This is a genomic window from Micromonospora sp. ALFpr18c (genome assembly GCF_008868155.1).
Taxonomy (GTDB): domain Bacteria; phylum Actinomycetota; class Actinomycetes; order Mycobacteriales; family Micromonosporaceae; genus Micromonospora.
The window spans coordinates 1-23104 of record NZ_WBKR01000097.1 but is presented as its reverse complement, the minus strand read 5'-3'; the positions used below and the strand labels follow the sequence as shown (position 1 = coordinate 23104).

General features: G+C 70.1%; 11 protein-coding genes, 2 tRNA genes and 1 pseudogene. 6 read left to right on the top strand and 8 right to left on the bottom strand.

Going from position 1 to position 23104, the window contains the following annotated elements; all coding sequences use genetic code 11:
• Positions 1 to 102: 102 nt before the first annotated feature.
• The gene (locus F8271_RS18160; RefSeq protein ID WP_370461929.1) at positions 103 to 1494 is read left to right on the top strand and encodes an endo-1,4-beta-xylanase; all 1392 of its coding nucleotides are present in this window, start codon (positions 103 to 105) and stop codon (positions 1492 to 1494) included.
• Positions 1495 to 1784: 290 nt separating this feature from the next.
• Here the strand turns inward: F8271_RS18160 and F8271_RS18155 are convergent.
• Together F8271_RS18155 and F8271_RS18150 are read right to left on the bottom strand one after the other, a co-directional pair.
• Positions 1785 to 1857, bottom strand: a tRNA-Asn gene (locus F8271_RS18155).
• A 118-nt stretch (positions 1858 to 1975) separates the two neighbouring features.
• A tRNA-Glu gene (locus F8271_RS18150) sits at positions 1976 to 2050 on the bottom strand.
• 51 nt (positions 2051 to 2101) lie between these two features.
• On the opposite strand from F8271_RS18150, the gene F8271_RS18145 reads away from it, so the two are divergent.
• From F8271_RS18145 to F8271_RS18130, 4 genes are all read left to right on the top strand, one after another.
• The gene (locus F8271_RS18145) at positions 2102 to 2824 is read left to right on the top strand and encodes a GAF domain-containing protein (protein WP_225854604.1); all 723 of its coding nucleotides are present in this window, start codon (positions 2102 to 2104) and stop codon (positions 2822 to 2824) included.
• A 102-nt stretch (positions 2825 to 2926) separates the two neighbouring features.
• Positions 2927 to 3691 (top strand): heliorhodopsin HeR, encoded by a 765-nt coding sequence (gene heR / locus F8271_RS18140; protein WP_225854603.1) that lies wholly within the window; start codon positions 2927 to 2929, stop codon positions 3689 to 3691.
• A gap of 272 nt (positions 3692 to 3963) precedes the next feature.
• Positions 3964 to 7875 (top strand): Pls/PosA family non-ribosomal peptide synthetase, encoded by a 3912-nt coding sequence (locus tag F8271_RS18135; protein WP_192580343.1) that lies wholly within the window; start codon positions 3964 to 3966, stop codon positions 7873 to 7875.
• A complete protein-coding gene (locus F8271_RS18130; protein ID WP_151490954.1) occupies positions 7872 to 9212 on the top strand; it encodes a M1 family metallopeptidase in 1341 nt (446 codons plus the stop codon). Before F8271_RS18135 ends, F8271_RS18130 begins: the two co-directional genes overlap by 4 nt.
• A gap of 92 nt (positions 9213 to 9304) precedes the next feature.
• On the opposite strand, the gene F8271_RS18125 is transcribed toward F8271_RS18130, so the two are convergent.
• From F8271_RS18125 to F8271_RS18100, 6 genes are all read right to left on the bottom strand, one after another.
• On the bottom strand, positions 9305 to 10576 hold the full coding sequence (locus F8271_RS18125) for a CehA/McbA family metallohydrolase (protein ID WP_225854602.1): 1272 nt from the start codon (positions 10574 to 10576) through the stop codon (positions 9305 to 9307).
• A 146-nt stretch (positions 10577 to 10722) separates the two neighbouring features.
• Positions 10723 to 16911, bottom strand: coding sequence for a S8 family serine peptidase (locus F8271_RS18120; protein WP_151490953.1), 6189 nt, complete (start codon positions 16909 to 16911; stop codon positions 10723 to 10725).
• 14 nt (positions 16912 to 16925) lie between these two features.
• Complete coding sequence (locus F8271_RS32445; RefSeq protein WP_192580342.1) at positions 16926 to 17081, bottom strand: hypothetical protein; 156 nt, start codon at positions 17079 to 17081, stop codon at positions 16926 to 16928.
• An 81-nt stretch (positions 17082 to 17162) separates the two neighbouring features.
• Positions 17163 to 20117: an AAA family ATPase gene (locus F8271_RS18110; protein ID WP_151490951.1), complete on the bottom strand. Its 2955-nt coding sequence runs from the start codon at positions 20115 to 20117 to the stop codon at positions 17163 to 17165.
• A 348-nt stretch (positions 20118 to 20465) separates the two neighbouring features.
• Positions 20466 to 20963, bottom strand: coding sequence for an LURP-one-related/scramblase family protein (locus tag F8271_RS18105; RefSeq protein WP_151490950.1), 498 nt, complete (start codon positions 20961 to 20963; stop codon positions 20466 to 20468).
• 389 nt (positions 20964 to 21352) lie between these two features.
• A complete protein-coding gene (locus F8271_RS18100) occupies positions 21353 to 21997 on the bottom strand; it encodes a response regulator transcription factor (protein ID WP_151490949.1) in 645 nt (214 codons plus the stop codon).
• Between the two features lie 307 nt (positions 21998 to 22304).
• On the opposite strand from F8271_RS18100, the pseudogene F8271_RS18095 reads away from it, so the two are divergent.
• Positions 22305 to 22979, top strand: a pseudogene (locus F8271_RS18095) (IS5 family transposase); the annotation flags it as partial.
• Positions 22980 to 23104: the final 125 nt, after the last annotated feature.

The window sequence follows — 23104 nt, the reverse complement described above, 5'->3', positions numbered from 1 at the left end:
CACTGGAGGATCAGCATGATTTCCCGGACCCGTCCCCCCGGGCGTACCCGTCTACGAACACTCACTATTTCCGGAACGGCCGCGATAGTTGCGGCCCTTGTCGTGTCGCTGCTGCCCAATCTCGCTCAGGCCGCCGAGACGACTCTCGGTGCCGCCGCGGCGCAGTCCGGCCGGTACTTCGGTGCCGCCGTCGCCGCGAACAAGCTCAGCGACAGCGCGTACACGACGATCCTGAACCGCGAGTTCAACGCCGTCACGCCCGAGAACGAAATGAAGATCGACGCGACCGAGCCGCAGCAGAACAATTTCACGTTCAGCAACGCGGACCGGATCGTGAACCACGCCCTCTCGCGAGGTTGGAAGGTCCGCGGCCACACCCTGGCCTGGTACTCGCAGCAGCCGGGCTGGATGCAGAGCATGGAGGGCACCGCGCTGCGCAACGCGATGCTCAACCACATCAACCGGGTGGCCGGTTACTACCGGGGCAAGATCTACTCGTGGGACGTGGTGAACGAGGCTTTCGAGGACGGCAACAGCGGTGCCCGTCGTAACTCGAACCTGCAGCGCACCGGCAACGACTGGATCGAGGCGGCGTTCCGCGCCGCCGACGCGGCGGACCCGGACGCGAAGCTCTGCTACAACGACTACAACACCGACAACTGGACCTGGGCCAAGACGCAGGCCGTGTACAACATGGTGCGCGACTTCAAGTCTCGTGGCGTACCGATCGACTGCGTGGGGTTCCAGTCGCACTTCAACCCCAACTCACCGTACAACAGCAACTACCGCACGACGCTGTCCAGCTTCGCCGCCCTCGGGGTGGACGTGCAGATCACCGAGCTGGACATCGAGGGCTCCGGCACGACGCAGGCCAACACCTACCGCAACGTGGTCAACGACTGCCTGGCCGTGGCGCGCTGCAACGGGCTCACCGTGTGGGGGGTGCGGGACTGCGACTCGTGGCGCTCCAGCGGCACTCCGCTGCTCTTCGAGTGCAACGGCACCAAGAAGGCTGCCTACACGGCCACCCTGGAGGCGCTGAACAGCACCGGTCCCGGCCCCACGCCCACGCCCACCACGCCGACCCCCACCCCCACCACCCCACCCGGCTCCGCCAGCGAGATCGTGGGCGCGCAGTCCGGCCGGTGCATCGACGTGCCCAACGCCTCTCGCACCAACGGCACCCGTGTCCAGCTCTACGACTGCAACAGGCAGACCAACCAGTCCTGGACCTACACCTCCGGCAAACAACTACAGGTGTACGGCAGCATGTGCCTGGACGCGGCAGGCTCCGGCAACGGCGCCGCCGTCCAGATCTACAGCTGCCACAGCCAGACCAACCAACAGTGGAACATCAACTCCAACGGCACCATCACCGGCGTGCAGTCCGGACGATGCCTGGACGTCTGGAGCACCACCAACGGAGCACAGGTCCAGCTGTACGACTGCAACGGACAGGCCAACCAGCAGTTCAGGCTCGCTTCCCTCACCTGAGGATCACGACCCGACGAACACACCCGTCCAGCGGCGCTGCATCTGGCTCACCAACAACCACTGACGCGCGGGACGCACCAACGGGGGCCCGTGACCGACCGCCTCGGCTCCGGCCGGGGCGGTCGGCTCGACCCTCCGTTTCCGCTTTGCAGACCGCTCCTGACCACTCGGGCACACGACCAGGTCTGATCTCGCTACCACCGAACTGCTCGGGCATAGGTGGGAGCGGAGAGACTCCCGACCCTCGCCTTGTCAGAGCGACGCTCTCCCCCTGAGCTACACGGGCTCGGCTCCGGCGACTGGATTCGAACCAGTACCTGACGGATTAACAGTCCGCTGCTCTACCGATCGGGCGACGCCGGAATGGTCGCGCGTGCGGGACTCGAACCCGCTTCAACCTGAGCCGTGCGTGTCTACCTGAGTTCCACCACGAGCCCGCGGAAGGTGGCGTTCCGGGAGCAGGGAATCGAACCCTGCCGCGTCGGCCGTACGGGGTTTCGAACCCGTAACCTCCTGGCTGAGAACCAGGTGAGCTGCCACCTTGCTCCAACGGCCCATGGGGTTGGCGTCAATCGCGCCGACGTCCGGGACCGGGGTGTCGAACCCCGTGTCTCTCGCTCCCAAAGCGAGCGGGTCAGCCGCGCCGAGCCTGCCCGACTTCTACAACGAGGCCATCGACGGCATCGCGACCGGCGAAGGTGTCGGCTCGTGCGGCACCGCCGCTCACCGGCGGGAGCCGGTCATCGTCACCGACATCGCCGTCGATCCCTTCTGGAACGATTTCCGGGACCTGGCCGGCCGGGCCGGGCTGGCGGCCTGCTGGTCCACGCCGATCCTGGCCCGCGACGGCGGCTTGTTGGGCACCTTCGCCATGTACCACCGCACCCCGCGCGTCCCACAGGAGACCGACCTCGCGCTCGCCCGGCTCTTCGCCGGCACCGCGGCCCTGGCCATCGAACGCCACCACATCGAGCAGGGGAAACTCGCCGCCGAAGCACGCGCCACGTCAGCCAACGACGAGCTCGCCAAGGTGGTACGCGTCGAGCGGGAGCTGCGCGCCGAGGCCGAGCAGCGTGCCGCCGCCGCTGCCGAACTCGCCGCTCGGATGCGGGCCGCCGCAGCCGCACAGGCCGCCACACCGCACCCCGAGCACTGCCAGCTCGGCGGCGCCGCCGGCTGCACCGCACCGGCCGAGATCAAGATCGCCGATTCGTGGGGCGACGCGGCGTGGGGCTGCCCCACCCATGTCGAGGAGGCGATCCTCAACGTGCGCTCGGTGTTCATCGCCAACGAGGAACTCGGCGGACTGACCGCCTACCTCAACCGCTGAACGCTGCCCGACGGCGAGGACCACGCCGTACACGACGACGTCGCGGGCGGTGATATGCCCAAAGCCCGGCGGACGGACGTTCCCCTACCTATGGTGGCGCGTATGCGGCACCAGGCGGCGGGCCGTGACCGTTACCGGCGGTTGCGCGGTTTCAATGTGCTCGTCGGCCTGGTACTGGCGGTCGAGGGCAGCTGGATGTGGGCGGCCAGCAGCGACCTGACCCTGCCGGTCACCGCGTCGTACCTGACGGCCGATCCGGTGACGCTGCGCGACGCGACGCTGCCAGAGGTGGCCTTCCGCATCGCCGTCGGACCGGCGGTGGCGGTCTTCCTGCTCCTCGCCGCGCTCGACCACTTCGTCACCGCCGCCCCCGGCGTGCACCGATGGTACGAGCGCAACCTCGACCGGCGGGCCAACTACGCCCGCTGGATCGAGTACTCCGTCAGCGCCTCGATCATGATCGTGCTCATCGGCCTGTTCGTCGGGATCCGCGACCTCGCGGCGGTCATCGGGATCTTCGCCGCGAACACCGCGATGATCCTGTTCGGCCTGCTGATGGAGCGGCAGCAGACGCCGGGCCGCGCCGATTGGAGCGCGTTCTGGTTCGGTTCGCTGGTCGGCGCGGCGCCCTGGCTGGCGATCATCGTGTACGTCGCGCAGCCGCCGGAGATCCCCGGCTTCGTCTGGGCGATCATCATCGTCCAGTTCGTGCTCTTCGCCAGCTTCGCGGTCAACATGGCGTTGCAGTACGCGCAGCGTGGCCGCTGGCGGGACTACCGTTACGGTGAGGTCTCGTACATCGTGCTCAGTCTCGTGGCCAAGTCCGCGCTGGCCTGGCTGATCTACGCCAACGTGCTGCGCACCTGACCGGTTCGCTCCGTGACTCGTTGACGCCCAGGATGCGCCGCGTGCGAACGGTCGGCCGTCGCCGCCGGCCGCCCAGTACGACGCGAGCATGGCGGTCGCGACCGTCAGGTGTCCCCGGAACACAGCGGTGTGGTGGTGGACACGAACGCTCGGCTCCGTCGTCAGATGCGGCCGGTGCGACGTAGCGTTGACGGCTGGCCAGGGCAGGTCCGCGTTCCGCACGCCTGGTTGACGCCAATCCGCGAGGTGAAGATGGTGAACACCCGGTGCCCGTGACGAGTGGCCCGCAGATAGTCGCGCTTCCGCCGGCGGCGACCGTACCGGCGCACCCGGCGGTGTTCCGCTCCCCCTCGACCCCGGCCCGCCGCACGCTTGTCGACATTCTCGACGACTCCGTGCGCGCGCACGGCGACGCGGTTGCGATCGACAACGACGGCACGGCACTGACGTACCGCGACCTGGCCGGTGAGGTCGAGGCCGTCCGGAGTTCGCTGGCCGGGCGCGGCATCGGTGTCGGTGACCGGGTGGGCATCCGGATCTCATCCGGTACGGCCGAGCTGTACCTGGCGATCCTCGGCGTTCTCGCGGCGGGTGCGGCCTACGTGCCGGTCGACGCGGACGATCCCGAGGAACGCGCCGAGCTCGTCTTCGCCGAGGCGGGGGTCGTCGCGGTGCTCAGTGACGGGCTGGCGGTGTCGCTCCGTCGTACCCCGGGGGGTCGCACGGGCCGACCTGATCCCGACGACGACGCCTGGATCATCTTCACCTCCGGTTCTACGGGCACCCCGAAGGGTGTGGCCGTCAGCCACGGCGCGGCGGCGGCTTTCGTGGACGCCGAGGCGCAGTTGTTCCTCGCCGACGAGGCCAGCGAGGCGATCGGTCCGCAGGACCGGGTTCTGGCCGGGCTGTCGGTGGCGTTCGACGCGTCCTGCGAGGAGATGTGGCTGGCGTGGCGGCACGGCGCGTGTCTGGTGCCGGCCGCGCGGTCACTCGTCCGCAGCGGCGTCGACCTCGGGCCGTGGCTGGCCGAGCAGCGCATCTCGGTGGTGTCGACGGTGCCGACACTCGCCGCGCTGTGGCCCGTCGAGGCGTTGGAGGAGGTCCGGCTGCTGATTTTCGGTGGCGAGGCCTGCCCACCGGAGCTGGCGCAGCGCCTGGCCGTCGAGGGACGCGAGGTCTGGAACACCTACGGACCAACCGAGGCGACGGTGGTCGCCTGCGCCGCGCGGATGACCGGCGAGGGACCGGTACGCATCGGGCTGCCGCTGGCCGGCTGGGAGCTCGCCGTGGTTGACGCCTCCGGCGCTCCGGTCGCCATGGGTGAGACCGGCGAGCTGGTGATCGGCGGGGTGGGGCTCGCCCGCTACCTGGACGTGGGCAAGGACGCCGAGAAGTTCGCGCCGCTGCCCGCGCTCGGCTGGCAGCGGGCGTACCGCAGCGGTGACATCGTCCGGGCGGAGCCCGAGGGGCTCCTGTTCGTCGGCCGCGGTGACGAGCAGGTCAAACTCGGGGGACGCCGGATCGAGCTCGGCGAGATCGACGCCGCACTGCAGGCGCTGCCCGACGTCGCCGGTGCCGCCGCGGCGGTGCAGCGCACCGCCGCGGGCAACCAACTGCTGGTGGGGTACGTGGTCCCGCGTGACGGCGTCACGTTCGATGCCGCGGCGGCGGCGCTGCGGATCCGTGAGCAGCTGCCGGCGGCGCTCGTGCCGCTGCTGGCCACGGTGGAGGCACTGCCGACCCGGACATCCGGCAAGGTGGATCGGGCCGCGCTGCCCTGGCCGCTGGCCACCGGGCAGGACACGGCGGGTGAGCTGACCGCGACGGAGGAGTGGCTCGCCGGCGGTTGGGCCGAGATCCTGGGCGTACGCCCCACCGAGGCGGACGCGGACTTCTTCACCCACGGCGGCGGCAGCCTGAACGCGGCGCAACTGGTGGCGTGGATCCGGCGCCGGTACCCGCGCGTCTCGGTGGCCGACATCTACCTTCACCCGAAACTGTCGCGGCTCGCGGCCGTGCTCGACGCGCTCGACACCACCGAGGCGAAGCGCCGGGAGGTCCGGCCGACGCCACGGCGTGCCGGACTGATCCAGGCCGCGATGATGGTTCCGATGCTGGCGCTGGTCGGGCTCCGCTGGCTGACCGTCCTCGCGGCCCTCGGCACGGTCCTCGGCCGGTTCGCTCCGGCACCCTGGGCGCCGGTTGTGTCCTGGTGGTGGGTGGCGCTGGGCTGGCTTGTGCTGTTCAGCCCGCCGGGCCGGATCGCCATGGCCGCCGCAGGAGCTCGCCTCCTGCTGCGCGGGGTACGCCCCGGCAGCTACCCGCGCGGTGGCGGCGTCCACCTGCGGCTGTGGGCCGCCGAACGCCTCGCCGAGCTGACCGGCGCCACCAGCGTCGCCGGGGCATCCTGGATGACCATCTACGCCCGGGCTCTCGGCGCGCAGATCGGGGCCGACGTCGACCTGCACTCCGCGCCGCCGGTGACCGGCCTGCTGAAGCTCGGCCGCGGCGCGGCGATCGAGCCGGAGGTCGATCTGTCCGGCCACTGGGTCGACGGCGATGTCGTCCGCATCGGCAGGGTTCGCGTCGGTGCCGACGCCCGGGTCGGGTCTCGCAGCATCCTGATGCCGGGCGCTCGGATCGGCAAGGGCGCCCGCGTCGCCGCGGGCTCGACGGTGGCCGGCGCCGTACCGGCGAACCACCACTGGGCCGGCTCACCGGCGGCAGCCGCGGCCGACAAGGATTCGGACGGGTGGCCGGGGCAGCGTCCCCCCCGATCGCGCACAGGGGCATGCCTCTGGCCGCTCGCGTACGGGATGACCGCCCAGTTGCTGGCGCTGGTCCCGATCGTGGCCGCCCTGCCGGCACTCGCCCTGCTCGGCTGGACGTTCGCCGTCCGGCCGGCGGTCGGCGCTGTGCTGGCCGCCGTCGCGGTGGCGACCGTCGTCTACGTCGTGGGCTACGCGCTGCTGGTACTCGGGCTCGTCCGGACGCTCAGCATCGGCCTGCGCGCCGGGTATCACGCTGTGCAGGGGCGGGTGGCGTGGCAGGTCTGGACGACCGAGCGGCTGATGGGGATGGCCCGGGTCGGGCTGTTCCCGCTCTACGCCAGCCTGTTCACACCGGTGTGGTTGCGGCTGCTCGGCGCCAAGGTGGGGCGCGGGGTGGAGGCGTCCACCGTGCTCGCACTGCCGGCGATGACCACGGTCGCCGACGGGGCCTTCCTGGCCGACGACACCATGGTCGCGACCTACGAGCTGAGCCACGGGTGGCTGCGGGTAGCCCCGGCCCGCATCGGCAAGCAGGCATTCCTCGGCAATTCGGGGATGGCCGCAGCCGGGCGCTCGGTGCCGAAGCGTGGCCTCGTCGGTGTGTTGTCGTCGGCGCCGTTCAAGGCGAAGAAGGGCTCGTCGTGGCTCGGCGCACCGCCGATGCCGCTGCGCCGTACCGTCCAGGCAGCCGACACCAGTCGCACCTTCGACCCGCCGGTCCGGCTGAAGCTCGCCCGGGCTGCGATCGAGCTGTGCCGGATCGTGCCGATGATGTGCGCCGGCGCCCTGGCGATCGGCGTCCTGGCCGTCCTCGCGCTCGTGTGGAGGGCCGCCGGGTGGTGGGCCGCCCCGCTCGTGGCCGGACCGGTGCTGCTGGGTGCGGCGATCGTCGCCGCCGCCGTCGCGACGGCCGCGAAGTGGCTGCTGGTCGGGCGCTTCCGAGTCGCCGATCGGGCGCTGTGGACATCCTTCGTGTGGCGCAACGAGCTGGCCGACACGTTCGTCGAGGTCCTCGCCGCGCCGTGGTTGGTCCGCTTCGCGACCGGCACGCCACTGCTCGCGGCGTGGCTGCGCACGCTCGGTGCGAAGATCGGCCGGGGCGTCTGGTTGGAGACCTACTGGCTGCCCGAGTACGACCTGGTGCGGCTGGGCGATGGCGCGACGGTGAACCGCGGTTGTGTGGTGCAGACCCATCTGTTCCATGATCGTGTGATGAGCATGGACGAGGTGACACTGGGCGCGGGAGCGGCGCTGGGCCCGCACGGCATCGTCCTGCCGGGGGCGAGCATCGGCGCGCGGACCACCGTCGGGCCCGGTTCGCTGGTGACCCGCGGCGACGCCGTGCCGTGCGACAGCCGGTGGTTGGGTAACCCGATCACCACCTGGCCGGCGCCAGCGGCACGGTCGGCGTGAATCCGAAGGCGTCGGCGTCGAGCGGCGCAACGCCCGGTGCCGCTCGCTCCGGCGACTCCTACCTGCCGGAGCACGGCAACGGCGGCTACCGGGTGCTGCACTACGACCTCGACCTGCACTACCGGGTCGTGTCGAACCGCCTTGCCGGCCGGGCCGACCTCAGCGGGGTGGCCGTGCAGTCGCTGTCGCGGTTCACCCTCGACCTCGGTCGGCTCCGCGTCCAGGACGTCCGGGTGGACGGGCGCCCGGCGAAGTACCTGCACCGGCCGGACAAACTTCAGATCAAACCCGAGCGGCCGATCGGCGCCGGGGACACGTTCCGGGTGGAGATCCGGTACGCGGGAAAGCCGGTGCCCATCTCCGGCCGGTGGGGCGAGATCGGGTGGGAGGAACTCACCGACGGGGTGCTCGTGGCCAGCCAGCCGAACGGATCGCCGTCCTGGTTCCCGTGCGATGACCAGCCCGGTGCCAAGGCCACCTTCCGGGTGGCAGTCACGACCTCCTCCCCGTACACCGTGCTGGTGACCGGTGATCCCGTGCTCCAGCGGCGGGGCGCGGGCGACACGACCTGGGTGTACGAGCGCCGCGAGCCCACCTCGCCGTACCTGATGAGCGTTCAGATCGGACGCTACGAGATGCTGGATCTGGGTGGTGGTGCGGTGGTGCAGCGAGCCGCGATCCCACCCGCGCTGCGCCGGAACGCCGCCCACGACCTCAGCCGGCACGACGAGATCATGACGACGCTCCAGCGGTTCTTCGGGCCGTACCCATTCCGGGAGTACGTCGTCGTGGTCGCCGACGACGACCTCGACGATCCCGTCGAGGCGCAGGGCATGGCCGTCTTCGGGCGCAACCACGTCGACGGGCGGCGCACGCACGAGCGGCTCGTCGTCCACGAGCTGGCCCACCAGTGGTTCGGCAACAGCCTCACGGTGGCGGACTGGCGGCACATCTGGCTCAACGAGGGCTTCGCCACCTACGCCGAGTGGCTGTGGTCCGGCGTCGGCGGCAACCTCCCGACGGACGCCGTGGCCGCCGAGTGGTACGCCTGGGTCGCGGCCCGGCCGCGCAGGGTCGTCGTCGCGGATCCCGGCGTCGACCGGATGTTCGACCCGCTGGTCTACAAGCGCGGCGCGCTCACGGTGCACGCCCTGCGGAAGAGGGTCGGCGACGAGGCGTTCTTCACGCTCCTGCGAGCCTGGGTCGCCGAGCACCAACACGCGACGGTGACGACCGAGCAGTTCCGGCTGCACGCCCAGCGCTTCACCCGTGAGCCCCTGAGTGAGCTGTTCGAGACCTGGCTGGACAGCCCGACACTGCCCCCACCACCTCTCTGACCTGGACGGGACGCGACCATCTCGCGGATCCGAGCCGGTCCCCGGAACGACGGGCACAGCCGTCCGTGGCTGGCCCGCCGCACCTCGGGGGTTCAGGGGCGCAGCCACCAGGGGCTGGTGTAGGCCACGCCAAAGTCGTTACACGGGTGACCAGCCGGGCCAGGGGTGCCGTTCGGCAGGGACGGGTCGGAGATCCGAAGCACCACCCAGTCGCCGTCGGTGACGGTGAGCGGCACGGTGAAATCGGTGACCCGACCGTTGACGGTGTCGATGACGTCGACGACGGTCGGCGCGGAGGAGCCCGGCCGGAGCACCTGGATCCGCAGCGGCTTGCCGTCCCAGGCCGAGCCGCGGTCGAGGTCCAGCAGGAACCGGACGTCGCCGGAGGTCACGTTCAGCACGCCGCCCATGCGTACGCCATTGGCCGTGGCGTCCACCCGGAGCCCCGAGACGCGCGTGGCGAAGGATCGACGGGCGGCCATCGCCTCGAACACCGCGGCGCGGGTGTTCTCGGCGACCCACAGACCACTGCGCCCCTTACCCTCGTGGAAGCCCCAGGTGGTGCCGTGCTCGTCGGTGACGCCGGTCAGGGCCGGCCGCCAACCGGCGTTCAGGCAGGCCACCAGCGGTGACGTCACACCCGACGACCAGCCCTCGAAGAGGAAGTCGTCGGTGCGGTTGAACATCTCCAGCCCCACGAGCTGATCACGGGCCGAGGCGTTGAAGGAGAAGTTGTTGAACCGGCCCACCTCGCGGCCGGGGTGGTTGAAGCTCGCCAGACCCCCGGGCCGGCCGGTGAGCCAGTTGTACAGGCTGCCAGGGCTGCCGGCCCGCAGCAGATCGGCGAAGTCGGAGGTGTTCCAGACGTTGATGTGCCCCTGGAGAGGATGCGACCACTCGAACCCGCGGATGGCGGTGAACTGACCCGGGTCGTTGGCCGCGTTGGCCAGGTCGCCGGTGGTCCGCCACTCGGACGAGCTGAGCCCGTCGATGGAGAAGAGCGTGGCGTGATCGGTCAGCGCGGCCACGTCCAGACCGGCCTCGCGCATGGAGGCGAACGCGGCCTCGGCGCTGCCGTCCCCGTCCGACATGACCGTGTGGTTGTGCATGTCCGTGTGGACCAACATCGTGCCCTGGGTGATCAGGGATGTCCGGCTGGCGCCGGTCGCCGCGGTTGGGGCGCCGGCCCTCGTCGTGTTGGCCGCCCGGGCCGCGGTCGGCAGCGCGGCCAGCATCAACGTCCCGCCGGCACCGGCCAGAAGCGTCCGTCGGCCGAAGCCTGTGGGGACCTCGACCTGGCCGTACGGCACCTCGTCGTCGGACCGCTCGTCGTGGTGGCAGTGGTGCGGGTGGTGTCCAGTCATGGATATATAGATATGGATGTAGCTGACGGAGACGTCACACGGAGCCGTCAGGTGAGCGAACAGTGCGGTACGCCTCACACCGCAGCAGCGGTCAGGGCCTCCACGGACATCGTCCCGCGGAGGCCCCGACCACTGGTGTGGCTATCTCAGAGGCGGGGATCCTCCTGGACCTTGAGGGCGTTGAGGATCGGGTCGCTCTCCCCCTTGTCGCGGAGGAGCTCGATCTTCAGATCGCCACCGGCGTGCTCGACGGTGACCGTGTTCAGGTCCGCGGTCAGCGCACCCACCTTCGCCTGCACGTCGTGGTCGTAGAGCGCGATCCTGCCGTCGGCGAGCACATCGAAGGCACGCTTGCCGGCCTTGATCTTCTCGATCTCCGCGAAGTCGAGGCCGATCCGGTACGTCCCGGCCGGGGCGTTCTTGAACACGTAGCTGAACGTCTCGCCGGTCCGCTGGGTGCGGAACAGCGCGTCGTCCTCGGTGCCGGCGATGTCGGCCTTGGTGGTACGTACCTTGCCGCCGACGTAGCCCCACTGCCGCGAGCCGACCGACTGGTCGGGCGACCAGAAGAAACCGTCGGCATCGACGTACCCCGACCCGCCCGCGTCGACGCCCTTCGTGTAGGCCGACGTCGCCAGCCGTACCGACTTGAGCTGGGTCTCAGCCTTGCCGGTGGTCGACGTCACGAGCACGTCCCCGACGAGCACGCCGGGCTTGCTGCCGGCGCTGTCGGCCGTCACCGTGACCGTGGTGGCCTTTCCGGCCGCGAGCGTGACCGTGCCGGTCGCGGCCGCGCCCGTCAGGGTCAGCCACGGAAGGTCGCCGGCCTCGTGCCCGCCGTCGCTGGTGCGCTTCTGCTCGCTGACCCGTACCTGCATCGGGGCGGAGCCGGTGTTGGTGACGGTCACGTCGGCCGTCGCCTTCTGGCCCTTGTCGAGGAGCCAGTCGAGGTCGGCTCCGGTGACGCTGGCGATGCCCGTGGTCAACGCCGTGTCCACCACCTCGGCCTGATCCTTCTTGGCGATGATCACCGGGTGGCTGGCGGTGACGTAGTTCGGGGCCCCGACCTGCACGGTGTTCTCGCCGACCAGCGCCTGGGCCTTCCAGCGGCCCCTCACGTCGGTCGTGATGACCCGTTCGCCGGCCGGACCCTTGAGCGTGACGATCGCGCCCTCGATCGGCTTGCCGTCGTTCTTGTCGGTGACCGTACCTTCGATCGTGCCCGCGGCCGGGAGGGTGTACTCCAGGCCCAGGCCAGCCTTCAGGACGGGCTGGTCGAAGGAGTACTGGCTCGCCGGGTTGCGCGTCAGGCTCTCCACGCCGACCGTCGCCGACGACCCCTTGGTGAGGGGGTTGTCACCGCCGACGCCGTCGCCGTACCCGATCTGGATCCGTCCGTCCGCGATCAGCGTGACCGAGAAGCTCACCCGAGCCGTCCGGTCGCTGGAGAAGGTGACGTTGCGCCACTCGATGACCTGCGCGGCCAGCCCGTCCACCTCGGTCGTGCCGAAGTAGATGCCCGCCTCGTCGTCGACGACCAGGTCGTCCCAGAACGGGTGGATCGCGTCGAACGGGTACGGCGACGGCAGTGCCGTGTTGTTCGCCGGCGCGTCGGCGCGGTCGAAGATCAGCGTGCCGTTCGTCGTCACGCAGACGCCGTCCCAGGCCGTGTCGTAGAACGGGGCCAGGAAGGTGGAGTCGAACCACAGCACGCCGCAGAGGTCGTCGCCGTGCCATCCGGACTCCTGGGTGCCCTGGCGGTAGAGCCCGTCGGTCACCTTCATCGAGTACGAGCGACCGGCGGGAGCCACCGGCACCGGACCCGGATCCGGCTGCTCCGGCTCCGGCTCCGGCTCAGCCGCGTCCGCCCGCGGGTCGAGCGTCACCCGCAGCGCGGCGATGCTCGGGGCCTTCAGGCCCTTCGAGCCGCGCAACTCCACGGTCAGCGGACCGCCCTCGTGCGTCACGACGGCCTTACGCCAGTCGGCGGCGTTCGGCCCCACGGCCCCGGTCGGGTCGTAGGCGTAGTCCGTCAGAGTTCCGTCCACGAGGAGGTCGAACACCCGCTTCCCCTTGGCCACCTTGTCGATCTCGGCGAACCCGAAGTCGATCGCGTAGGTGCCCTTGGGTGCGTCGGGGAATCGGTAGAACAGTTGCTTGTCCGCTGTGGTGCGCTGCGACTGGAACAGGGCGTCGTCCGTCGTGCCGGCGATACCGGCCTTCGTGGCGGTGACCTTCGTCTTGTTGCCCTCGTAGCCCCACGCCTTCTTGCCGGCGGGCTGGTCGGCGGACCAGGTGTAGCCGGAGCCGTCGGTGAGCTTCGCGCCGCCGGCGTTGACACCGACCTGGTACTTCGTGGTCGTGAGCGTCACCGGGACGTAGCTCCTGGGCTGGCGTCCGGAGTTGGACCGCACGACGATGTTCGCGGCGAGGACTCCGGGCTTGGCGCCCTTCGAGGAGATCGACACCTTGACGGTCGTCGACTGACCGGGGGCAAGGGTGCCGCCGGCCGAGGAGAGCGACAGCCACGGCAGGTCGGTGAGCAGATCGTCCTCGACGTCGACGAGCACGACGTCGTCGGCGACCTGGTCCGCCGCCCACAGCGCGCCGGTCGAGTCGGTCTCGAGGCCGCCGCCCTGGGCCACCTTCTGGCCCGGGAACCACCACGCGTTCACCAGCGAGCAGTCGTCGGGGTTGATCTGCAACAGGCGGCTGGTCCGGTTCCAGGTGAGGTCGGTGTACCAGATGGTGTTGGACGCCTGGTTGTAGGCCAGGCCCATCACCTCGGTTAGCGGCGGGGTGCAGTAGGACAGCAGCGCGCCCGGGTTGTCGTGCGACGTGCCGGCGACGGTCCCGATCTTGCCGTTCCGTCGGCCGCCGACGTAGAACACGTCCCGGATCGGGTTGTAGGCGAGCCCGGTCAGCTGCGACGTGGAAAAGTCACCATTGATCTGCCTGGTCTCCTTACCGGTGTCCCGGTTGAAGCAGTGGATGAGGCTGGCCGGGCTGTCCTCCATCTGGCACATGTCACCGGTCTTGGTGTCGAGCGCCATGTCGAACGCCCGGTACGCGGGGTTCCACGCCGCGTCGAAGACCTTCCCGGTCGGCTTACCGGTCACCGTGTAGGCGGTGTTGGTCCGCTTGTTGTAGTCGTGGACCCAGACGTCACCGTCGTACCCGATGCCGGTGACCTCCTTCTCCCCGGCCTTGCCGGGGATGGGGATCCGGGTGATGACGTCGCCGCCGACGGTCGCGCCGACCTTGGCAGCCGCCTGCGCCTCCGCGGTGCTCGACTTGGCCGCGATGCCGTCGACGTTCGACGGTTTCGTGCCGCTGGCGTCCTTCTTCCACGCGGCGAGGTCGATCGTGCTGGCCGCACCCTTCCCCGTGCGCGCGGTGCGTCCGGTGGCGTCGAGTTCGGGGTGGCGCTCGGCCTCGCCCAGGCTGTACGTGAGGGGGGCGGAGCCGTTGTTGGTCAGCGTCAGCGAGCCCGCGCCGTTCTGGTCGGTGCCCAGCAGCGTCTCGAGGCCGTCGGCCTTCAGGCCGGCGACACCCGTGGCCAGGCGTGCGTCGATCGTGGCCTTCGCGTAGAGCTTCTTCAGCGAGAAGGGGTACGCAGCGGTCGAGTAGTTGCGCGCCTCGACAGTCATGGTGTAGCTGCCGACCGGAAGCTGGCGGTGCACGAGGCCCGTGCCGTTGGTGGTGACGGTCTCGACCAGCCCGTTCTTGTTCGAGAACGAGACCTTGGCGTCGGCCAGCGGTAGCCCGTCGTTACGGTCGACGACGGTCGCGTCGAGGTACCCGAAGTCAGGCAGGTCGTAGGTGACGATCATCCCGTCGCGCAGCACCGGAGCGTGGTCGGAGAAGCGGATACCGTCGACGCCGGACCAGCCCTGGATGCCGGTGATGGCGTTCGCGCCGGCGGTCACCGGGTCGTCGGTCCCGAAGCCGTCGCCGTACCCGAAGATCATCGTGCCCGAGCGGGTGAAGGTGGCCGAGAAGTTGACCGGCTTCGTGTACTCCGACCGGTTCGGGTAGGCCCAGAGCTTCGCGTTGCGGTACTCGAAGACGAATGCGTCCTCACCGTTGACCTTGGTGGCTGCCGTGAAGACACCACCGCCTTGGGCGAACTGGACGGGGATCTCGACATAGAGCGGGAAGGCGCCCGCGCCGCCGTAGCCAGGGTCGGTGGTGCCGTCCGGGGAGATCACGCCGCGCAGGCCGACGCCGAGAGTGTCGTGGCTGCCGTTGTAGAGCGCGATCGGGAACGGCAACTTCACCGTCGCCCACACGCCGCTGCCAAACGCGACCGGTTCGGTGCCGCGCAGGTACTCGCCCTCGGAGACGGCGCAGCTGTAACCGCCCTTGTCGACGACGAGCCCGACCGGAATCGTGGGCGACTCGTTTCGCGCGCCGACGGTCAGCGGGACCGTCGTGGGCGAGAAGCAGGCGTTGGCCGTGACGGCCAGGCTGTACGCGCCCTCGGGGACAGCGGTGATCGTGAACGCGCCGTTCGCGTCCGTGCGTACCGGCTTCAGCGGCGTGTCCCGGACCGAGACGTCGGCGTTCGGGACGGGCCGCTTCTTGTCGTCGACGACCTTGCCGCTGATGTCGTGCTTCGCGGCGGCCGTGAGTTTCAGCGTGACGGGGGTGTCCTGACCGAGGGAGACCGTGACGTTGGCGGTCGTGGTCAGGTAGCCGAAGACCTTGGTGCTGAGCTGGTAGTCGCCGACCGGGAGGTTCGTGGTGAACCGGCCGTCCTTGTCGGTGCCGATCGACCGGCTGAACGGCCCGCTGATCGTCACCTCGGCGGCGGGGACCGGGGCGCCGTTGGCGGTGACGACGCCGGTGAGGGTGCCGCCCTTGCGGGGCGCGAGCTCAAGCAGGCGGAGGAGGTCGAGCCGGCCCTCGCCGTACTTGTTGTTGACCTCGGCGGTGCCGCCGCACTCGGTGTCGTCGACGTCGACGGCCGACTCGCCGAGCAGGCGGCGGGTCTGGTCGACCTGCCCGATGAGGGTCGGGTCGTAGCTCCACAGCGCCGCGACGGCGCCGGCCACGTGCGGGGCCGCCATCGAGGTGCCGGACTCCTCGACGTAGCTGTTGTTCGGGTACGACGAACGGATGTTGTCACCCGGCGCGGCGATCTCGGGCTTGATCCGACCGTTTTCGCCCTCGCCCTTGCGGGAGAACAACGTCAGTGTGCCGTCCGACCCGTAGGCGCCGACGGAGTAGGCGCTCTCGGCGGAGCCGGGCGAGGAGACGGTGTCGCAGGCCGCGTACGGTGAGGTGTTGCCCGACGACCAGACGCTGAAGATGCCCGCGGCGGTCCAGGCATCGTCGAGGGCCTGGAAGAAGTCGTTGAAGTCGTGCTCGGTGGTCTGGCCCCACGAGTTGTTGATGACGTGGGGGCGCTTGGACGGGTCGGGGTTGTTGCCCTGGAGGTCGGTCGGGGCGAGCAGCCACCAGCCGGACCGCAGCAGCGACTCGACGCCGGTGCTGTCGCAGCAGCCGTTCGTCGCGATCCACTGCGCGTCCGGGGCGACGCCGACGTGGTTGGTGCCGTCGTCGCCGACCATGGTGCCCATGGTGTGCGTGCCGTGTCCCACGTCGTCGCACGGCGCGCCGGTGCACGAGCCCCGGGTGGCCATCCAGTTGTAGTTGTGGTCGACGGTGCCGTCGGCCTTCGTACCGCGGTACTGGTGCATCAGGGCGGGGTGGTCGAACTGCACGCCCGTGTCGAGGTTGGACACCGTGATGCCCGCACCGGTGGCGCCCATGGCCCACGCCTGCGGGGCGTGAATGGCGTCCAGGCCCCACGAGACGGTGCCGTCCGCACCGGCGGCCTTTCCGGCGGCGGGTCGGGCGGCCTGGTCAGCGGGGAGCTTCTTCTCCACCGGCTCAACCAGCGCGACCTGCGGCGTCGCATGGATCTCGGCGACCTGCACGCGCGATGCCACGTCGAGGGCGAGCTTCTCGGTGCCACCCTTGACGAGCACGGCGTTGGCGATCGGGTAGGGGGTGTACTTGACGCCAGCCCGGTCGAGTTCGGCGGAAACCGATGCCAGGGAGTTCTTCGACGCCGCGGTCAGCGCGTCGTAGACGAACTGACCACGAGCGGTCCAGTCGGTGATCTTCTTCGCTGGCGCGAGGTCGGCCTTGGTCTCGAAGGTGATCCAGAAGTCGGAGGCCGGAGACGTACGGAAGCGGTTTTTCAGGGTCGGCGCGATCTTGGCGGACGGCCCGGGGTCCGGCTCGGCGGCGGACGCCGATAGTGGTTGGAGCATGCTCAGGCCGACCGCTGCGGCAAGCGTTGCCGCGAGGGCTTTGAATCTCATGGGGGTCCTTCCGCCTACAGGGGTTGGTAGGGGTCGTGGCTCTCGTGGTCGTCGGCGTCGCGGGCGTCAACGGCATTGCGGGAGCTGTCGTGCGGCTCCCGCGGCAGCTCCAGAGGCGGCGGCGGATCGTCGATGGCGGAGTCGTCACGCACGACAGGTCGCTCAGGCATGCATTGCCCGTGGGCTATGGATCATGTAGTCATGCTCGGCCGAGACGCGCGACCTTAGCTATCCAGCGGATACGTCAATTTTCACGACGCGTCGTCGCGGGCGTCCTCTTCGGCGAACACTCCGGCCTCCACGGCCTTGACCGCGAGCGAGGTCCGGGAACTCACCTTCAACTTGCGCATCGCCGCACGTAGCTGTTGATCCACCGTGGCCGGCGACTTGGCCAGGATCCGGCTGATCTCCCGGTTCGTCTTGCCGGCGACAACCAGTTGGACGACGTCCAGCTCGCGCGGTGAGAGCTGGTCGCCGTACCCGCGTCGGCCGCCGCGCCACAGTCGCGGGACCTCGGCGCCGTGTTCGCGGAGCCGCTGTGCGACACGGTCCGCGTCACCGCGGGCACCGAGCCTGAACAGCTGCTCGTACTGTGCCGCCAGCAGCTCTCGGCCCTGGTCGATCTGGCCGTGCGCGACGAGAGCCTCGGCTTGACGCTCCCGGGCGAGCATGGCGTCGTAGGGGCGTGGCAACGCGCTCCAGGCGCGCGCCGCGCAATCGTAGGCGGTCGCCGCGCGCGCGTGGTCTCCGGCTGCGGCGAGCAGCAGGGCACGGCACACGGCCAGCGCGGCGCGGGGCGCAGGCGCGGTACGGCCACGCAGTCCTCTGGCGAGCTGGTCGCCCAGGCGTGCCGCGGCCGTCAGGTCGCCGGCAGCGAGGTACGCCTCGATCCGGGCGGGGACGAGGTCCGTCGCCCAGATCCAGATGCCCTTTCTCCGGACGGTGTCCATCGGCTCGTTCGTGATCTGCAGCGCCCGACCGCTGTTCCCGTCCGTCAGCCACAGTCTGGCCAGCGCGGCGGCGGCCTCCATCGTGTCGTCGGCCGCGCCGAGACGGGCGGACTCCTCGAGCACCAGGCGGAACTGCTCCTCCGCGACGCGCCGCCGTCCGGCTGCGGCCGCCAACCGAGCCGCGAGGCGGATGCTGCCGAGGTAGTGCGCCGGCCGGTCCCGGTCGGCGTCGGTGAGGGCCGCGCTCTGTTCCGCGAGGCCCTCCCACCCGCCGGTGAACCACGCCAGGTTGGCCTGTTCGAGTCGGACGTTGTGCTGCAACCGGGACGCCTGCTCGGTCTCGGCAAGGTGCCTGGCCACCGCGAGGTGTCTGTCCGCGTCGGCGTACCGGCCCCAGATCAGCGCGCCGGTGCCGACATTCGCGTGGATGCGGGCCACGTCGAGGCGTTCGGCCGCGGTCGCTCCGTCGACGGGCAAGCCGGCGACGACGTCCCAGGCCTCCTCTTCGCCGAGCATGAGCAGCGCCGCGGCCCGGTTGCCGGCCAGGTTCAGCCGCTCCGCGGGAGAGTCGAATTCGGCGGTGAGTTCACCGGCGCGGTCCAACCACCGCCGATGGGTCGACGCCGGCCACGGACCCGCATAGGCCCAGCCGAGATAGGTCATTGCCCGGGCCGCCTCGACCGGGTCATGGTCGAGGTTGGCCACCGCCCGCTCCAGCTCACTGAGCGCGGCCTGCGCCTCACCCCCGGTGATCAGGAGCCGACCCAGGGGGTTGCGGATCTCGGCCTGCTGGCGCGCGGAGAGACCGGGGGTCTCCAGCACCGAGCGCAGGGTACGGATCACGCGGTGGTAGACCTCGTCGACCGGTTCACGACGGCCCAGCGCGGCAACTCCGGCGATGCGCGCGACCCGTGCCCGATCCGCCGGCGGCAGCACGGCCCACGACAACAGCTCGACCAGCAGGTCGACCGCCTTGGTGTGGTCACCCGAGGCCATGGCCAGCTCGGCACCCTGTTCGGCGTATCGCGCCCAGGAACGCGTCTCGCCCGCCTCACGGAAGTGGTGGGCAAGGCGGGCGACAGGCGGTGGGTGGATGTTCTCCAGGGCACGGCCGGCCAGCAGGTGGATGTGTCTGCGGTCGGTCAACGGAATCGCCTCGTAGACGGCCGTCGCGGCCAGCACGTGCCGGAATCCCCACTGGCCGCGGTCGTCCGCGTCCAGGACGCCGGCGTCGGCCGACTCCGCGATGGCGCCTCGACACGCAACGGGAGACAGACCGGCGGTCACCGCGATCGTGGCCACCGATGACCGCTCGGCCAACGTGGCCGCGGCTCGCAACACCTGCTGCGCCGGCGGCGACAGACGGCCCACCCGCTCCCGGGTGGAGTCGCGCACCGTCGGCGGAACCCGGAGCTCGCGCAGCTTCAGCCGGACCCACTGCCCGTCGCGGAAGACGAGGTCGGCGCGGTCGCACATCAGGCGAACCGACTCCTCCAGCGCCAGAGGAACGCCACCGGTCCGCTCGTGCATGAACGTCGCGAACTCCTGCGATACCGGGTTGCCGTCCAGCATCGAGGACACCAGCGCTGCCGTGTCGTCGGGTCGCATCGGCGCCAGGGCGATCCTCAGCTGAGTCACGCCGGCGGGCAATCGGGACGTCAGCCGCAGCAACAGCGACCCATCGTGCACCTCCTCCGGCCGATAGGAGATCACGAGACTGGGGCCGTCCGTCTGCTGTCGGGAGGTGACGAACAGCAGGAACTCCAGGGTCACCTCGTCGGCCCAGTGGGCGTCCTCGAGCACGAGGACGTCGACACGCAGGGCCCGCAGCAGCTCGTCCAGGGCGCGGAACAGGCGATGCCGTGCCGCCTTCGCGTCGTCCAGGGGCTGCAGTGCGGGCGGCAGGTCCGCGGACCATTCAGGGAACAGGGGCCGTAACGCACCCGCCAGGGCGGTGAGCGGCAATCGCGACACCGGGCGGTCGATGCCACGGAACGCGTCGACGATCGGCCCCAGGGTCAACGACTCGCGAAGCGGTGGGCACACCGAGACCAGGGCGGTGCGCTCGTCCGCCGTCGCCAACCACTCTCGCAGCAGTCGGCTCTTCCCGATGCCCGCCTCGCCCTCCACCAGCACGATCGCCGGCGGCCGGGCCAAGGCGGCCCGCAGCGCCGCCATCTCCCGATCACGACCCACGAAATCCGGCGTCGAGACCGTCGGTGAAGTCCCGTCGTCCTCGGGCGAGGGGTCGAGCATGCGTGATGATCTCGCTTTTCGACGCTCGGGCGCAAGTGCCTGCCGGCGCCTCGCGCCGCGGAATTCCTGCAGCGCCGCCGTCCGTGCCACACGGATCTCAGCTACCGGCGACGTCGCTCTTGTGCATGGCGCCCGCGCCGCGGGACACCATGAGGAGCCCACGGAAGACGACCTCGTGGGCGTCCCCGATGGTCTCGGCCCGGACGTCGTCCACGACGATCCTGACCCAGCCGCCGGCCGACTCCGGAAACACGACGGACTGGCACCGGCATGAACCGGACCACCCGGCGCGGAGTACCGCACCCCGCCCCCAGCCGTAGGCGGTCCGCGCGCCGCGCGGATCCCGGGTCAGTCCTCGTCGCTCTTTTTCTTGTCGCGGTTCAGGGCCAGGTCGAGCGCGAGGACGCTGCCGATGATGAGCAGCGGGTCGACGCCGGCAGTGACCTGCACGGCGTAGGTGTCGCGGATCGTCAGCCACCGCTTGGAGACGGCGGCCACCTCGGTGCCGTCGCGTTCGATCACGTACTCGTGGTCGAGCAGGTCGCCCTTCATCTCCAGGTCGTCGGGCCCCGGCACGTCGATGGTGAACTTGTCGCGAAACGGCGTGAGGAGCTTCTTGCGGACCTCTGCGGCCTTCTCGCCACCGATCCGGATCTCGTAGGTGGGACGCAGCGCCACCAGGTGCCGGTGCAGCGTGGCGACCTCCTGGCCGGAGGCGTCCTCGATGACGACCTTGTTGCGGACGCTGAGCACCTTGCCGTCGACGTGGAAGACCTTGGTGCCGTGCTCGTCGAGCACGTCGAAGTCGTCGCCGATCGAGAAGAACCGTTCCCTGATGACAAACATTCTTCAATTCTCCCCCACCGCGCCCGGACGTGCCGGCCGTGGCCGACCAGCCTTACGGGACTCGACACCACGTCACCGTCGACCGGTGGGATCGACGAGGACACCGGGGTTCGCGGACCCGTCGTGGGCAACCCGTTCGGCGTCGATCGGGCCGGACTTCGCGCCGGCCGCCCCGACAACCGGCCGGGAACCGGGGATCATCCCGTCCCGGCGCGGGGAACCACTAACGGTCCGGGCTGCGGCGTCGCTCCTCAATGGTTGATCTGTGTTGCTCGGCCCACGCCCGGACCGCTGCCAACGGGGGCCGCCATTCGCTGGACGCAGCGGGCTGAGTCGATCATCGCTCGCCCGACACCGAGTCATGGTCAGGAAATGCTTCTCCGACGGCTTCACCGTGGCGTGCCGAGGCCGGCCTGGTGGGCCAACAGGGCGGCTTCGGTGCGGTTCTTGCAGTCCAGCTTGACCAACAGCCGGGAGACATAACCCTTGACGGTGGCCTCGGACAGGTGCAGACGACGCCCGATCTGATGGTTCGACCAACCGGCGCCCAGGCCCTCCAGCACCTCCCGCTCACGATCGGTCAGCGAGGCGCAGATGTCGCGGACGTGTTGGCGGTGACGGTGCCCCGTACTGCCGATCAGCCGTTGGGCCGCCATCGGCGACAGGACGGTGTTGCCGGAGGCGGCGACCCGCACCAGGTCGGCGAGTTCCCCCGGTGCGGTGGACTTGACCAGGAACCCGACAGCGCCGGCCCGCAACGCGCGGAGCACGTACTCGTCCAGATCGAAGGTGGTGAGAGCGACGATCCGTGGGGGCGTGGGAAGCGTCGCGATGCGCTCGATCGCGGTGAGCCCGTCGACGCCGGGCATCCGCAGGTCGATCAGCATCACGTCGGGGCGTAGCCGGACCGCGGCCTCCACCGCCTCGGCACCGTCGTACGCCTCCCCGACCACGTCCAGGCCGCAAGCGGTGAGGATGGTACGCAGGTGCGCGCACACCATCCGCTCGTCATCGACGAGCAGGACGCGGATCACCGCCCTGCCGCCGTCGGCACGTACGCCGGGAGTGTGGCGGACACGGTGAAGCCACCGTCCGGCGTCACCCCGGTGGACAGCGTGCCGCCGACGACCTCCACCCGGTGTCGCAGCCCGGCCAGACCGCTGCCGCCGCCGACAGCGGTGAGGCCAACGTCGGGTGGGTAGCGCCCAGGGCGTTCGCAAGATCGAGCTTTGACCCTTTAGTGGGCGCGCAAATAGGTCGGCGGGGATGAGCCGGGTAGGAGGCGGGCACAGGCGTCAGTGATCATGAAGGTTCCTACGCCTAGTGATCACTGGAACGCCTGTGCCCGCTGTCCCATCATGGCTGAGCGACCCCTTGTGGGACCAGTTCGCCGCGCTGCTGCCACCCCGCCCCGCTACCGATCCCACTCATCCGTTGGGCTGTCACCGCCGGCGGGTCGCCGACCGGATCGTGTTCGACAAGTTGCTGCAGGTGCTGCGGTTCGGCTGCTCCTACCAGGGCATCGCCGACTCGACCTGCTCGGCCACCACGATCCGCAACCGCCGCGACGAGTGGATCCGGTTGGGCTTGTTCGCCCAGCTCAAGACGATCGCGCTGAATGCCTACGACCGTCTCGTCGGGCTGCTGCTGGACGACCTCGCCGTCGATGGGTGCATCACCAAGGCGCCCGGCGGTGGCGAGGTCGCTGGCCGTTCACCGGTCGACCGCGGCAAGCAAGGCATGAAACGTTCGGTCATGGTCGAGGCCCGCGGCATCCCACTGGGCCGCGTCCTGGCCGGCGCCAACCGCCACGACTCCCCGCTGCTGGAATCCACCCTGGACCGGCTCGACGACCTCGGCCCGCTGCCCGACACCATCACCGTGCATCTGGACGCCGGGTACGACTCCCAGAAGACCCGCGACCTGCTCACCGACCGCAGGCTGACCGGCGAGATCGCCCGCAAGGGCGTCAAAGCCCCGGTCCAGGCCACCCGGCGGTGGCACGTCGAGCGCACGGAGCCTGTCAAGTCAACTGAGACATTTTCTTGATTTTGTTTAGCTTTGTGCTGCTGGTTGGTTAAGCACAGGCGAGGCGGTGGTCTGTGCGGGGTCGCTGTTGTCGGGTTTGTTGATCCATGCCC

What these genes read in the sequence shown, in the direction of transcription:
- F8271_RS18125 (WP_225854602.1), bottom strand. Translation starts at nt 10,576, where the DNA reads ATGACTGGACACCACCCGCACCACTGCCACCACGACGAGCGGTCCGAC.
- F8271_RS18120 (WP_151490953.1), bottom strand. Translation starts at nt 16,911, where the DNA reads ATGAGATTCAAAGCCCTCGCGGCAACGCTTGCCGCAGCGGTCGGCCTG.
- F8271_RS32445 (WP_192580342.1), bottom strand. Translation starts at nt 17,081, where the DNA reads ATGCCTGAGCGACCTGTCGTGCGTGACGACTCCGCCATCGACGATCCG.
- heR (WP_225854603.1), top strand. Translation starts at nt 2,927, where the DNA reads ATGCGGCACCAGGCGGCGGGCCGTGACCGTTACCGGCGGTTGCGCGGT.
- F8271_RS18105 (WP_151490950.1), bottom strand. Translation starts at nt 20,963, where the DNA reads ATGTTTGTCATCAGGGAACGGTTCTTCTCGATCGGCGACGACTTCGAC.
- F8271_RS18110 (WP_151490951.1), bottom strand. Translation starts at nt 20,117, where the DNA reads ATGCTCGACCCCTCGCCCGAGGACGACGGGACTTCACCGACGGTCTCG.